Source organism: Chryseobacterium sp. CT-SW4 (assembly GCF_048572715.1).
GTDB lineage: Bacteria > Bacteroidota > Bacteroidia > Flavobacteriales > Weeksellaceae > Chryseobacterium.
This window is the reverse complement of record NZ_CP183840.1, coordinates 404,207-418,015: the sequence shown is the minus strand read 5'-3', so window position 1 is coordinate 418,015 and position 13,809 is coordinate 404,207. Positions and strand designations below refer to the sequence as shown.

The following is a 13,809-nucleotide window of genomic DNA, read 5'->3' as shown; positions in this document are numbered from 1 at the left end:
TTTTATAGATCATTCTTTTTCAGAACCACCTTACCTGGCTTTATACCCGGTGAGGAAGCCTCCAGTACAATATCCTCACCTGTTCCGTCATTTTGAATAATTATCTGGGCATATCCGTTAAACAGCTTTCTTTTCCAGGGTTCCTGTTTTTTCGTGCTCTGAATCAAACCCGGATCTTTATTCAGTTCATCCCAGGGCCTTTTCTTCACCTGAGGACCCGCGATAATATGAATGGTATTCTCTCCTCTATTCAGTAAAGAAGAATCTAAATTATATTTCTGGACATCCTCCCCCGAAGGCCTTACCTGATCGCCATTAATAAAAATTGCAGAGTCAGTTCCCAATTCCTTATAATAATAAACCACCTGTACTGATGAAGGTTCTTCATCAAGATTAAAATTTCCTTTGTAAGCAAAGGTGCTGGTTTCATTTTCTTTGGTCTTAAAAGCTTCTGTCCAATTGTTATCCTGTAAATCCGAAAGATTTTTAAAAGAATCTTTACTGACCTTCTGCTCTTTTAAATCTGTGATCTTTATTAATTTCAATTCATCAATGAATTTATCTTTTTCCAGCGAGGTAGGATCTCCATTTCCAACACCTATTATTTTACCTCCTCCTTTCAAAGAAAACTTTATGGGATGGTCAGCTGTGGGAATATGCAGTCCATCTTTATCAATAACTTCCACGGAGATGATGGCGAGGTCTTTTACGGTAGTCAAAACATCTTTATGACTTGTCATTTTAATTCGTTCCGGCTGCTTAGTTGTCTTTTGAATTTCATAAAGTATTCTTTTACCGTTCCGGTAGCCTATTGCTTCCAAGGTTCCTTTTTGGTAAGGAACTTTCCATTCCAGATGTCCGTTTGTTTCCATCTCCTTTTTCCCAAAACTTTTTTTATTAAGAAAAAGTTCGACTTCATCAACATTGGAATACACCCAAACATCAATTTCTTTTCCTTCCCGGCCTTCCCAGTTCCAATGGGGCAGGATATGAAGTACCGGCTCACTGCTCCACCATGATTTCAAATAATATACATTATCTTTCGGAAAGCCACAGGTGTCCATCATCCCGAAATAAGAACTTACAGAAGGCCAGCCGTAAGGGGTAGGCTCCCCACGGTAATCAAAACCCGTCCATATAAACATTCCCGCCAGATAAGGCCTGTCCGAATAAAATTTCCAGCCTTCTTCTATGCTGTAAAATGTAGGCCGGGGCTTTTGATCATAAGCAGCTTTATAATGTTTGTGATCATCCGTAATATAAACTCCCCGTGTCGCAAAGGTAGATCCTTCCTCCGTGCCCATGCCGGGCTGATGTTTGAATTCTTTTCTATGGGCATCAATATCTCCGTTCCCCAGATAATTATATCCCATAATTTCCACTACCGACGAAATACCACTTTTAAATCCGCTGCTTATACCAACGGTTACCGGTCTTGTAAGATCCAGTTTTTGGGCATAATGCTGCATGACCTCTGTGATTTTTTCGCCTTTATCATTTCCTTCTATCATCCATTCTTCATTTCCTACCGACCAGCAGATTACACTGGGATGATTTCTGTCTCTTTCAATAAGATAGCTGATCTGATCTAAATGAAAGTCATTGATCCCCATTAACCTGACCTCATCAATCACCAACATTCCTAATTTGTCACAGGCTTCAAGCAGCTCGGGAGTAGGAGGATGATGTGACGTACGGTAAGCATTACTTCCCATTTCTTTCAGCTTTTTAATTCTGAAATATTGTAGTTCATCGGGAATAGCTGTTCCTACTCCTGCATGTTCCTGATGATTGTTGGTTCCTTTTATTTTAACCGGTTTCCCATTCAGGAAAAAGCCTTTATCCGCATCAAAACGGATGGTTCTTATTCCGAAAGTAGTGGTATACTGATCTAATGTATGGTCTTTATATTTTATTTCTGTAATTAACCGGTAAAGGTTCGGGGTTTCCAAATCCCAGAGAAGAGGACGGTCAACTTTAATTTTAGCAGATACTTTTTTAACTCCATAGAATTCAGGGACAGGAATTTCTTCGGAAAGAAATGCCACCTCTTTGCCGGAAGGATCTAGGACGGTATGGAATACCTTCATTTTTCCGGTATATCTTTCTTTATTTTCAATTTCTGCTGATATATTCAAAACAGCCTTATCCTGTTCCAACTCCTCCGTATAGACAAACACCCCATCGGATTTTACTTTGAGGGCTTCTGTTTTTTCTAAATAAACATGGCGGTAAATACCCGCTCCTTCATAATACCAGCCTTCTTCCATAGAAGCATCCACCCTCACTGCAATTGTATTTTTTTGTCCGTAGTTTACATAGGCGGAAACATCATATTCAAAACCGTTATAACCGCTTTCCTGATTTCCGAGGTAATAGCCGTTAAAAAACACTTTGGAGTTACGGAATACCCCATCAAACTTAATCACAATTTTTCTTCCGATATCACTTTGGGGAATAAGCATCGTTTTGCGGTACCACCCTATATTCTTTTCAGGAAATCCTTTACCGGCCGCTTTAAAACCATGACTGAAACTAGCCTTTTCGTCAAAAAGCTGTTCGACAGCCCAATCATGAGGCAGATCCAGACTTCTCCATGCCCTGTCATCATAATCTGCCGCTGCCGGCCCGTCACCATAACCTGCTTTAGCCAGATAGGAAAAATAAGAAGTTCCATGACCAAAGTCTTTTTCTACATCATACTGATGTCCAAAAGCAAACTTCCAATCATCATCAATCAGGATTTTCTCCCTGATACTTCCCTGCTGTGAAAAACCACAGACCATTATCAATAAAGCAAATACGGAGTATATTCTTTTCATGGTATTTAATTTTAAGTAGGATTAATCAACTGGCAGACCTATTTTTTATACATTAAAACCGGATTATTGAAATCCGGTTTTGTAAAAACTATTTGATATGAATGTGAAATTAAATCTAATCTGTGGTATAAGTAAAGTTATCAAAGTAATAAGTAGTCTGCGCCCCTGAAAACTCTTGGAAACCAAGAAACTGAACAGCAGCAGGATTTCCTAGATCGCTCCACTTATATTTTACTTCTACCCAATCATCCGATGTTGTAAATGCTTTGGAAGCATCTCCCCAAAACTGGCTGTTAAATACAAAGATCAGCTTTCCCGGACCGTCTGAACGGACTGCAAACTTAATTCCCGTATATTTGGTAACGGCATTTGCATCCGAGTTCCAGTTACTTTGAATATTACCCCAGCCGTCTATTTGTTTTTTAATAAATACATCTCCCTGGAAAGCATTATCCGGATCTGTTACATATTCATGATTATTCCATGATTCCATATCCCAAGGCGCATAAAAGGCATCGTCGTAAATAGCCGTTCCTACCGCTGTTCCCCAGGTATTATTTCCTGATAAGGTGGTAACCGTTACCTTTTTGTCCTGTGAACCGGCGGGTAGCTTTACTTTAATTTCAGTAAGGGTATATGAAATAATCTGCGCATCCATATCTCCCACTTTTACCGTAGGATCTACAAAGTAATTCCCTTTTATCGTAATGGTTTCCCCATCCGCCGCATTTACAGGTTGAAATCCTCTGAAGATCGGGGCTGGCGGTGCGATGATAAAGTTATACTCCACACTGCCTGTATTGGTAACCAATTTTAATTTATTATTTCCGTTGACATAAGGAGTATTGATATCTACGGTTACAATAATGGTATTATCTGTAACTAAATTAGGATTAAAGTAAGATTCATGGTCATTAAAATAAATATGCTTTAAAGACGCAAACCCACGTCCTTTAATGATATAAGTATTGTTGGCATATCCCATATTGGTGCTTACCAAAGGATTAAGAGCCTGCCCGTTTTCATCCACAGATGCTGATACCATATCAATTTCCGGGGCTCCTGCATACAGATTATCGTCATCATCATTACATGAAAACTGGATTCCTGCAAGAAGGACTAAAGCCAATATTTTAAAATAAGATATAAACTTTTTCATGTTATTAGTTTTTAAAATTGATAGGCTACAGGTGCCTGTAAAAGTTTAGGATTTTTGGCCACATCATTAGCCGGATAAGGCAAAGTAAAATCATTATTGTCCGGTGTATAATATTCTGCACTGAACATGTTTCCCCTGTTCTGAGCAGCCATGATCGCGATGGCTTTACTTCTGTCTATTCTTCCCAGATCAAACCAGAAATCCCCTTCAAATGCCAGTTCTCTTCTTCTTTCTTTAAATAAGTCATCAAAGGTAAATGAAGTTACGTCTGACAGTCCGGCTCTGTTTCTTATCGCATTATAAGATTTTAAGGCTGCCGCATCGGAAGTAGACGCTGCTCCGCCCAGTATAGCTTCTGCATGAATCAACAATAAATCTGCATACCTCATGATATAGGTATTGTTATTCATCATTGCCCATGCATCGATAGGCCCCGTTTCATTACCGTTTACAATACCTATGCAATATTTTTTAATGGCGGCACCGGCACCCTGCCCTCCTATCTGGTCTGCGGCAGGAACTGTAAATCCTACCTGAAAGTTTAGCCCGTTTTTGATCTTCATATCCGGATAATCATGCCCCGGGAACATAATGGTTTCATTTTTTCTGACATCATTGTTCTCATACAGGGTCAAAATATCCTGCGAAGGAGCGAAAACCCCTCCATAGGAAGCATTGGACGTCGATATAGTTCCGTTGCTTATTCCAAACTGAGTATTACAGTTATTGGCAGATCCGTAGTTTGCATCCGTTTTCCATTGTAAGGCAAAAATGGATTCCTCATTATTATTATTGGCATATTTAAAAAGGTCAGCAAAGGATTTTCCACTTAAAGAATAGGAAGAAGTTCCTCCCAGTAATTTAAATTCTCCACTATTGATCACTTCTTCAGCCAACTGCTTGGCCATCGCATAGTTCTTATTATAAAGATATACTTTAGCCAGCATAGCTTTAGCAGAACCTTTAGATACTTTTGCATTGCTCGCATAGGCCGCACCTCTTACTTTGGTTTCCAGTAAACCGATTGCATTGGTATAATCTCTTCTGATCAGCTCATATACATCATCTACATAATTGGTATTTAATTGGGGATCGGTAACATGTACAAGGTTATTCTGGATGATAGGTACAGGACCCCAAATTCTGACTAAATAAAAATAAGCGGTAGCCCTGATAAAGTAAGCCTCTCCCAATGCATTATCAATGACGGACTGACTTACGGAAGCACTTGCATTGGTCTGTAAATTATTGATCAGGTAGTTAGCCTGAGCCACATTCGCCCATAGCGCCTGCCATCCTGCCAGCATTTCCGCATCTGCCGAGGTGATCCCAAAGCTTCTCATCGCATTTACATCCGAAGAGTTGGTATACATATTCCCGGAGCCCACTTCGGCCAGGGCATAGAAGAATTTGTTATTAAACTGAAACCATGTTTTGTAATACAGCGCATCGGTAGCCGTTCTCACCTGGTCATCATTCTCGTAATAATTATCTGCACTGATGGAATCTTCCGAAGGTCTGTCTGTAAATTCGTTGCTGCAGGAAAGCATTGATCCTAAAGCAAACGCTGTAATAAACAGTTTTCTAAAGTTAAAATTATATAAGGTTTTCATATATATCAGTAATTAAAAGTCTAAGTTTACACCAAAAATAAAAGTCCTTGGAGTCGGATATCTTCCGTTATCCACACCCGTAAGCAATACATTCTGATTGAATGATCCGATTTCAGGGTCATAGCCTGAATAATTGGTAATGGTAAATAGGTTCTGCGCCGTTACATAAATCCTGAATCTCGACAGATTAATGCGGGAAGCAAAGTCTGAAGGTAAAGTATATCCCAATGTAATATTCTGGATTCTGAGGTAATCCCCTTTCTCAATATACCGGTCAGAGATCATGATATTGGGATGAGAGATACTGTTAATCAGTCTCGGCTGGCTCGCATTCAGATTTTCCGGACTCCAGTAGTCCAATGCATCCACCAATTGGTTTTGATACATCATGGCATTCTGGGTACCGTTTCTTTTGGTAAGGTTTAAGATATCATTTCCTACCGACCCCTGAATAAAAATAGACAGGTCAAGGCTTTTATATCTGAAGGTATTGGTAAATCCAAAAGTGAAATCAGGATGCGGATTACCGATAATCGCTTTATCCAGATCATCAATTTTTCCGTCCCCGTTGATATCCGCATATTTAACATCTCCTAATTGAGGAGCATCTCCGTACACCGTCGGCGCATTGGCAAGGTCTGCCGCTGTTCTGTATAATCCTTCATATTTTAATCCCCAGAATGTTCCGATCGGCTGTCCGATCAACGTATTGGTAGCTACCATCGGCTGGTAACCGTTGATATTGACATACTCCGTTAAATTGGACATTCCGCTGGCCAGACTCAGCAATTCATTTCTGTACCTTGTAAATACAAAGTTGCTGCTCCATGTAAAGTTTTCTCCTTTGGTTTCATAAGAAGCTGTGATTTCGATCCCGCGGTTTCTCATATCCCCGATATTGGAATAAGGCGCTTCTATCCCGCCGTATTGAGAATATCCACCTGTCAGATAATCGGGTAATGGCAGCTTGAACAAAAAGTCCGAAGATTTTTTATCGAACCAGTCAAAATTCATATTCAATCTCCTGAACAAGGTCAAATCCGCCCCTATATTGGTCTGCTTCATTGTTTCCCATTTCAGGTCCGGATTGTTAAGGTATGCCGGTGTATTATAAATGGTTAGCTGGGAAGAGTATAAATTATTAGGAATCTGCTGATTTCCTGTTTCTCCATATCCCGCACGGAATTTCAGGTTACTGATAATATGGGAAGGAATCCACTCCATGAATTTTTCTTTGGTCACCCTCCATGATCCAGACACTCCCGGAAAATATCCCACCTGATTTTTACCTTGCGGATCAAATTTTGAGGACTGGTCTCTCCGAATGGTTGCCGTAACACTATACCGGTTATCAAAATCATAAATCAAACGTGCAAAATAGGAGTTCATAGAAGCACTTCCTTTATAGCTTGTGGCTTTTGTTTCCTCAGCCATACTCAGCGTATATATATCATTGGATTTAAATCCGTGTCCTTCACCCGTCATTCCCTTCCAGTGATTATCCAGCGCTTCATGTCCTACCAACACCGTAAGCTTATGGTTCCCAAAAGTTCTGTCATAGGTCAGTAAATTTTTGATATTGGTAGAATACCAGTCGTTATCCCTGAGCCATAAATCCGCTGTATCGTTGGACTGGGATCCCCGGTTATATTGAGGCCAGAATTCCGTGTTTTCTGCAAATTCCGTGTTGGCAGAAATCTCTAAACGGTATTTTAATCCTTTAAACAGGTCCGCTTCCGCATATATATTTCCCAGGAAATTTTTCCTGATCAGCTTATTAACCTTGGTAAGAGCTTCCGCTACCGGATTAAAATAATTAACATTTTGACCTGCAGGCGGAGCGGCATAGGAACCGTCGGCATTGTACACGGGAAGATCCGGAGCCTGAAGCAGCGTATTGGTGATCAAACCTCCATAGCTCTGATTAATCGTATAGTTTTCATTGGAAATACCTGCTGAAATATTAGCTCCGGCCTTCAGCCAGGGTTTTATTTTTGTATTCAGGTTTAATCTGAAAGTATATCTTTTCAATCCTGTATTGATAATGGTCCCCTCCTGATCAAGATATCCCATGGAAAGGTAATAATTGGTATCTTCCTTCCCACCCGACAATGAAAGCTGGTGGCTTTGTGATACGGCTGTACGGTAAATTGTTCTTTGCCAGTCCGTACCTTCACCCAATAATTCCGGATGGGCAAACTCAGGTCTTACCTGGGTCCCGAATACCGGAGCCATTGCATTCTGCAACTGAGCATATTGCTGTAAATTAAGCACATCCAGGTATTTATAATTGCTGGCTATGGAAGTAAATCCTTCGTAGCTTACTTTTCCTGCTCCTCTTTTTCCTGATTTGGTGGTTACAATGATTACTCCATTCGCTCCCCTTGAACCATAAATAGCAGTTGCAGAAGCATCTTTCAGCACATCAATAGATTCAATATCATTAGGGTTAAGAAAAGAAATCGGAGAAACGGCAACACTTCCGGCTCCCCCGGTTGAAGAAAAATCATTTCCCGCTATCGGTCTTCCGGAAGTAGAACGTCCGGTAGCATCTCCCGATACAGGAACTCCGTCAATTACATACAAAGGTTCATTGGTCCCGTTAAGGGAGGTTGTTCCTCTTACCCTTATAGATACTGCTGATCCGGGCTGTCCGCTATTGCTGGAAACGGTTACCCCGGCAAGTTTCCCCTGAATCATCTGATCCACGGAAACCTGTTTGATATCCTGTAAGTCTTTTGATTTAATAGATGAAACCGCAGAATTCAGATCTGTCCTCTTCTGAGTTCCATATCCGATTACCACTACCTCATCAATCGTTTTCTCTTTCAAAGTATCACTGCGCTTACTTTGAGCGTGCATCAACCCGATTGGTAAAAAAGCAAATGCAAAAAACAATGCTGCTTTATTCTGAGAAGGGTCAAATAGTAGGTTGTATTTTTTTCTCATGGTTAAAATGGAAAGAAATAATTCTTAAATTAGGGTTAACATATAGTTTACATTGGTAACAAATCTAATTTTTGAAAGCAACCTACATTAATGCTATTTTGTCATAATTAAGTATTATTTCTACCCCAAAGAATTAATTCCATAAAAAAACAAGCCTATATTTTATTTATTATCAATAATTTACAAGGATTACGTATTTAATAATTTTTAAATATCAAACAATACTTTTTTATATTTTTTTACATAAAAAAAGAACAATTCTCATATAAAACTGTTCTTAAATCGTTAAAAAGTACTATCTGGTGTTAACAAAACTTTCACAAAAAAACGCATTGAAAGCATTGAAATCAAAAAACATCCCAGCTTATTGTATTTTCTTGATTCCGGTAAACTGAGCTTTAAATTCAGAAGGAGTACATTTTTGAATGGATTTAAAAATCTTATTAAAGTTGGCCATATTATTGAAACCCGCTTCAAATGCCACTTCAGAAACAGTTAAGTCTTTTTCAACCAGCCATCTGGCCGCATATCCTACCCGAATCTCGTTTAAATAATTAACAAATGTTTTTCCGCTTCGCTTCTTTATAAAGCGGTTAAAGGTTACAATACTCATATTAGTGACGGAAGCCACTTCCTCCAATGTGATTTTCCTTTCAAAATTAGTATGTACATAATCATGAATGACCTTCATACTGTCGTTATCCACAAAGGTTTCCTGCTCCACACTATAAGAAGAGAGAATGGTAGTATCTTCAGCAGTGGCGAGCTCATGAAGGATATGCATCATTTCCATAAAAAGCTCAAAACCTTTTAATTTAGAGATATTTAAAAACCTTTCTTTCAATTTCTCCGCCGTTTCTTTAGAGAATAAAACCCCGCGTATGGAGCTTTTAACCAAATCATCAATAGGTTTCATAATACGGCGCTTCATGAGGGACTCTTCAAAAAAATCCTGGTTAAACTGAACGGTAATTTCCCTGATCCTTTTGGTTTTACACCGGTAATTATCCCAGCAGTGCGGCAAATTGGGCCCTACCATCACGAGTTCAATGCTATCAATCTCTCCGATATGATCCCCTACCACCCTTTTATTTCCTTTCCCATTTAAAATGAAATTTATTTCTATCTCAGGATGATAATGAATAGGAAAATCAAATGTATTTTTAACCCGATCGAAAACCATAAATGTTTCATCGGGGAAAATTGTCACTATCTCTCTTAAAATATTATGGTTTTCGCTCATATTACATCAATATTATTAACCTATAAATCAAAAACTTACAATCACAATGCACAATTTACACGCAAAAATGACAAAATAATATTATATCCAACAAACATACATAAATATATTTGGGATTAATGAAATGTTAACAAAATTTTATTTTTAAACATCCATGAATTTTATTTTCAAATTTTCTTTTCTTGCTCTTTTTTGGGCATTCCTACAGGCGAATGCCCAAAAATTTGTAGAAACAAGAGAACACCAATTCTTCCTGAAAGGGAAACCTTATTATTTCGTAGGAACCAACTTTTGGTATGCGTCTTACCTCGGTTTGGAGAAAAACCCCGACAGAGGGATAGAGAGACTGAGAAAAGAACTCGACTTCCTCCAGTCTCAAAATGTCACCAATATCCGTGTCCTCGTAGGTGTGGAAGGCTCCGGAAAAATCAATGGAGTAAACCGTGTAGAGCCGGCTTATCAGTATGAACCGGGAAAATTTAATGATGACAACCTGAAAGGACTGGATATTCTAATGAAAGAAGTTTCCAAAAGAAAAATGAAGGTTGTTCTTTTCCTTTCCAATAACTGGGAGTGGAGCGGAGGTTTCCTCCAATATCTCAATTGGAACGGACATATTGATGACACCACCGTACAAAGAGCTCTTAACTGGGACGAATTAAGGGATTACACCTTAAAATTCTACACCTGCGAACCCTGTATGCAGCAGTACAAGGAACAGGTCAGAAGGATTATCACCCGTAAAAATTCCATTACAGGAAAACCTTATATCAAAGACCGCAATATCATGGCGTGGGAAATTGCCAATGAACCAAGACCCATGAGACCGTCCGCCAATGACAGTTATAAAAAATTCATTGCAGAAACGGCAGCCTTCATTAAGTCTTTAGATAAAAATCATTTGGTAACCACCGGAAGCGAAGGATTAATGGGAACTGAAAACAGGGAGCTGTATATAGAAAATCACCTGGACAAAAATATAGATTATCTTACCGTTCATATCTGGCCGAAAAACTGGGAATGGTTCCAGAAAGATAAAATGAAAGAAGGTTTTGAAAATGCAAAATCTAAGTCACTGGCCTATATTGATACCCATATCAAAATAGCAGACAGCTTAAAAAAGCCCCTGGTTCTCGAAGAATTTGGCTTTCCACGGGATGGGCATTCATTTGATATCAGCAGTTCCGTTACCCTCAGGAATCAATATTACGACAGCCTTTTCCAGCTATGGCAAAACAACAAACGGCGAAAAGGCAGTTTTGGAGGGATTGCCTTCTGGGCATTCGGAGGGATTGCACGCCCTATTCCGGGCCAGGTGTACTGGAAAAAAGGAGATGATTTCATGGGAGATCCTCCAATGGAAGAACAGGGATTGAATGCGGTTTTTGATTCCGACACTTCCACCTGGGAAGTTATATCTAAATATGCTAAGCAGAAGTAATATGAAAATCCAAAAACTAATATCCTTTCTAAGCCTGCTCAGCTGCACATTTTTTATTAATGTCCCGGCTCAGGATCTTTCCAATCAAAATGCCACTCCGGAAACTAAAAATTTATATAAGAATTTAGGGAAATTATTAGACCGTGGTATAATGTTCGGGCATCAGGATGATCTGGGCTATGGAGTGAACTGGCGAATGGAAAAAGGGAGAAGCGATGTAAAAGAAACATCAGGTGATTATCCTGCGGTATTCGGATGGGATCTCATTCATTTTGAAACAGGAAAAAACGGACCTATCGACTTTTTTAGTTTTAAAGAAATGAAAACCATGATAGAAGAAGCCTACAATATGGGAGGAATCAACACCATAAGCTGGCACACGTCTAATCCCAAAACAGGCAAAGACGCCTGGGACAACACCAAAGAAAGTATCCAAGTGATATTGCCCGGCGCCGAAAAGCATCAGCTTTATAAAGACTGGCTGAACGGCATTGCCAAGTATCTGAAAAGCATTAAAGGAAAAGATAAAAAACAGGTTCCTATTCTTTTTCGCCCATACCATGAATTAACCGGTAACTGGTTTTGGTGGGGAAAAGGAAATGCCACTCCTGAAGATTATAAAAAACTCTGGACTTTCACCTATGATTATTTAACCAAAGAAAAGCAGGTGAACAATTTAATCTGGGTATACAATACCTCCGATTTCAAAACCAAAGAGGAATTTATGGAGTTTTATCCGGGAGATCAATATGTGGATATGATCAGCTTCGATATTTATGAAATGGGGGATCCCACCAAAGACAATTCGTTTGTGGAAAATGCTCAGCGTCAATTCAGAATAATGGATGAAGTGGCCAGGGAACACCATAAAATACCGGCTCTCGCAGAAACCGGCTACGAACAGATTCCTTATGATAAGTTTTGGACCGAAACCATAATGAATGCCGTAGGAAAATATAAAATCTCCTACATCCTTGCATGGAGAAATCATGGACTCACCCGTGAGAATAAAATGCATTATTACGTCCCTTTTAAAGGACATCCTAATGAAAAGGACTTTAAAAACTTTCACGATCTGGAAAACATTCTATTCCTGAAAGATATTCAACGTGAAAGTATTTATAAATAAAAAAACTAATACCCTTTTTTCTCAATGAACAAAGATAAAATCAGCTTAAAGGAAAAAATTGGATACGGATTTGGAGATGCTGCTTCTTCCATGTTCTGGAAAATTTTCGGGATGTATTCCCTCTTTTTTTATACCGATGTATTCGGGATAACCGCCGCAGCGGCCGGCACCATGTTTCTGATTGCCAGGCTTTGGGATTCCGTATTTGATGTTTTCGTAGGCATTGCTGCGGACAGAACCAAAACAAAATGGGGAAAATACCGTCCTTACCTGCTATGGTTTGCTATTCCGTTTGCCATCATGGGAGTCATTACCTTTTACGTTCCTGACTTCGGCACCTCAGGAAAGCTTACCTATGCCTATATCACCTATTCTTTAATGATGATAGTCTACTCTTTGATCAATGTTCCTTATGCATCATTATTAGGAGCTATTTCTCCTAATCCGGAAGAGAGAAATTCCCTGTCATCGTACAGGATGTCTTTTGCATTTATCGGGAGCTTTGTAACCTTCATGCTTCTTCAGCCCCTTATCGACTTCTTTGCTGAAAGATTTGATCCTGAAAGCTTAGAAAATACACAGCATATTGTTGACCACTCTGTGAGCACTTCAGCTGTTGCATGGGCTATGGGAGTAGGTGTCATCGGACTTATCTGTGTTATTCTTTTCCTTTTATGCTTCAGCTGGACCAAAGAAAGAGTACAACAGATCGAAACGGAAGAAAATGTTCCTATTAAAACGGATTTAAAAAACCTTTTCAACAATTCGCCCTGGTGGATATTGGTGGGAACCGGATTAGCCGCTTTATTGTTCAATGCCATCCGGGACAGTGTGGCCATTTATTATTTCAGGGATTATGTTCAGGTGAATTATAAAATGACGGGAACAGGATGGGATATTACCACCATTTATTTTCTGATCGGGCAGGCCGCTAATCTAATAGGAGTAATTGCAGCTCCTTCCCTGTCCGCCAAATACGGAAAGAAAAGAACTTATATGATTTCCATCCTCCTGGCAGGATTTTTCAGTGTGATCTTCTTTTTCATTCCGAATAACTTAACCCTCATATTCCTGCTTCAGTTTCTGATCTCAGTCTTTGCAGGATATGTATTGCCCCTTCTATGGTCAATGTTTGCCGATATTGTAGATCATCAGGAATTTCTCACGGGGAGAAGAGCGACAGGACTTATTTTTTCCTCCTCTTCCATGTCTCAGAAATTGGGATGGGCTTTAGGAGCCGCATTAAGCGGATGGATCCTTGCGTGGTTCAATTATATGCCGGATGCAGCTCAACAAACCGCTGACACCATATTTGGAGAGAGAATAATGATCAGTTTATTACCCGCAGCCTGCTGTGTACTGGCATTTATAGGAATGATCTTCTATCCTTTAACCGATAAAAAAGTAAAAGAAATCACCCGACAACTTGAAGAAAAAAGAAATAGTTAAAAAT

The 13,809-nt window shown here is 39.4% G+C and carries 8 protein-coding genes; 3 read left to right on the top strand and 5 right to left on the bottom strand.

Translation table 11 applies throughout. From position 1 onward, the window contains the following. Nucleotides 1-2 precede the first annotated feature (2 nt). The 5 genes from galA to ABJ974_RS01800 form a co-directional block, all read right to left on the bottom strand. Nucleotides 3-2,822, bottom strand: coding sequence for a beta-galactosidase GalA (galA, locus tag ABJ974_RS01820; protein WP_419869689.1), 2,820 nt, complete (start codon nt 2,820-2,822; stop codon nt 3-5). A 115-nt stretch (nt 2,823-2,937) separates the two neighbouring features. Beyond that, entirely contained in the window at nt 2,938-3,981 is a 1,044-nt protein-coding gene (locus ABJ974_RS01815; RefSeq protein WP_419869688.1) for an IPT/TIG domain-containing protein, read from the bottom strand. 11 nt (nt 3,982-3,992) lie between these two features. Further along, on the bottom strand, nt 3,993-5,594 hold the full coding sequence (locus ABJ974_RS01810; RefSeq protein WP_419869687.1) for a RagB/SusD family nutrient uptake outer membrane protein: 1,602 nt from the start codon (nt 5,592-5,594) through the stop codon (nt 3,993-3,995). Between the two features lie 12 nt (nt 5,595-5,606). After that, on the bottom strand, nt 5,607-8,543 hold the full coding sequence (locus ABJ974_RS01805; protein WP_419869686.1) for a SusC/RagA family TonB-linked outer membrane protein: 2,937 nt from the start codon (nt 8,541-8,543) through the stop codon (nt 5,607-5,609). A 364-nt stretch (nt 8,544-8,907) separates the two neighbouring features. Then, entirely contained in the window at nt 8,908-9,786 is an 879-nt protein-coding gene (locus tag ABJ974_RS01800) for an AraC family transcriptional regulator (protein ID WP_419869685.1), read from the bottom strand. A 154-nt stretch (nt 9,787-9,940) separates the two neighbouring features. On the opposite strand from ABJ974_RS01800, the gene ABJ974_RS01795 reads away from it, so the two are divergent. Genes ABJ974_RS01795 through ABJ974_RS01785 form a run of 3 tightly spaced genes read left to right on the top strand, consistent with a single transcriptional unit; the run spans nt 9,941 to nt 13,805 of the window. Further along, nucleotides 9,941-11,227: a glycoside hydrolase 5 family protein gene (locus tag ABJ974_RS01795; protein ID WP_419869684.1), complete on the top strand. Its 1,287-nt coding sequence runs from the start codon at nt 9,941-9,943 to the stop codon at nt 11,225-11,227. A 1-nt stretch (nt 11,228) separates the two neighbouring features. After that, complete coding sequence (locus ABJ974_RS01790; protein ID WP_419869683.1) at nt 11,229-12,356, top strand: glycoside hydrolase family 26 protein; 1,128 nt, start codon at nt 11,229-11,231, stop codon at nt 12,354-12,356. A gap of 24 nt (nt 12,357-12,380) precedes the next feature. Continuing rightward, nucleotides 12,381-13,805 carry an MFS transporter gene (locus ABJ974_RS01785; protein ID WP_419869682.1) on the top strand — a complete coding sequence of 475 codons (1,425 nt, stop codon included), beginning with the start codon at nt 12,381-12,383 and terminating at the stop codon, nt 13,803-13,805. Nucleotides 13,806-13,809: the final 4 nt, after the last annotated feature.

What these genes read in the sequence shown, in the direction of transcription:
- galA (WP_419869689.1), bottom strand. Translation starts at nt 2,822, where the DNA reads ATGAAAAGAATATACTCCGTATTTGCTTTATTGATAATGGTCTGTGGT.
- ABJ974_RS01815 (WP_419869688.1), bottom strand. Translation starts at nt 3,981, where the DNA reads ATGAAAAAGTTTATATCTTATTTTAAAATATTGGCTTTAGTCCTTCTT.
- ABJ974_RS01810 (WP_419869687.1), bottom strand. Translation starts at nt 5,594, where the DNA reads ATGAAAACCTTATATAATTTTAACTTTAGAAAACTGTTTATTACAGCG.
- ABJ974_RS01805 (WP_419869686.1), bottom strand. Translation starts at nt 8,543, where the DNA reads ATGAGAAAAAAATACAACCTACTATTTGACCCTTCTCAGAATAAAGCA.
- ABJ974_RS01800 (WP_419869685.1), bottom strand. Translation starts at nt 9,786, where the DNA reads ATGAGCGAAAACCATAATATTTTAAGAGAGATAGTGACAATTTTCCCC.
- ABJ974_RS01795 (WP_419869684.1), top strand. Translation starts at nt 9,941, where the DNA reads ATGAATTTTATTTTCAAATTTTCTTTTCTTGCTCTTTTTTGGGCATTC.
- ABJ974_RS01790 (WP_419869683.1), top strand. Translation starts at nt 11,229, where the DNA reads ATGAAAATCCAAAAACTAATATCCTTTCTAAGCCTGCTCAGCTGCACA.
- ABJ974_RS01785 (WP_419869682.1), top strand. Translation starts at nt 12,381, where the DNA reads ATGAACAAAGATAAAATCAGCTTAAAGGAAAAAATTGGATACGGATTT.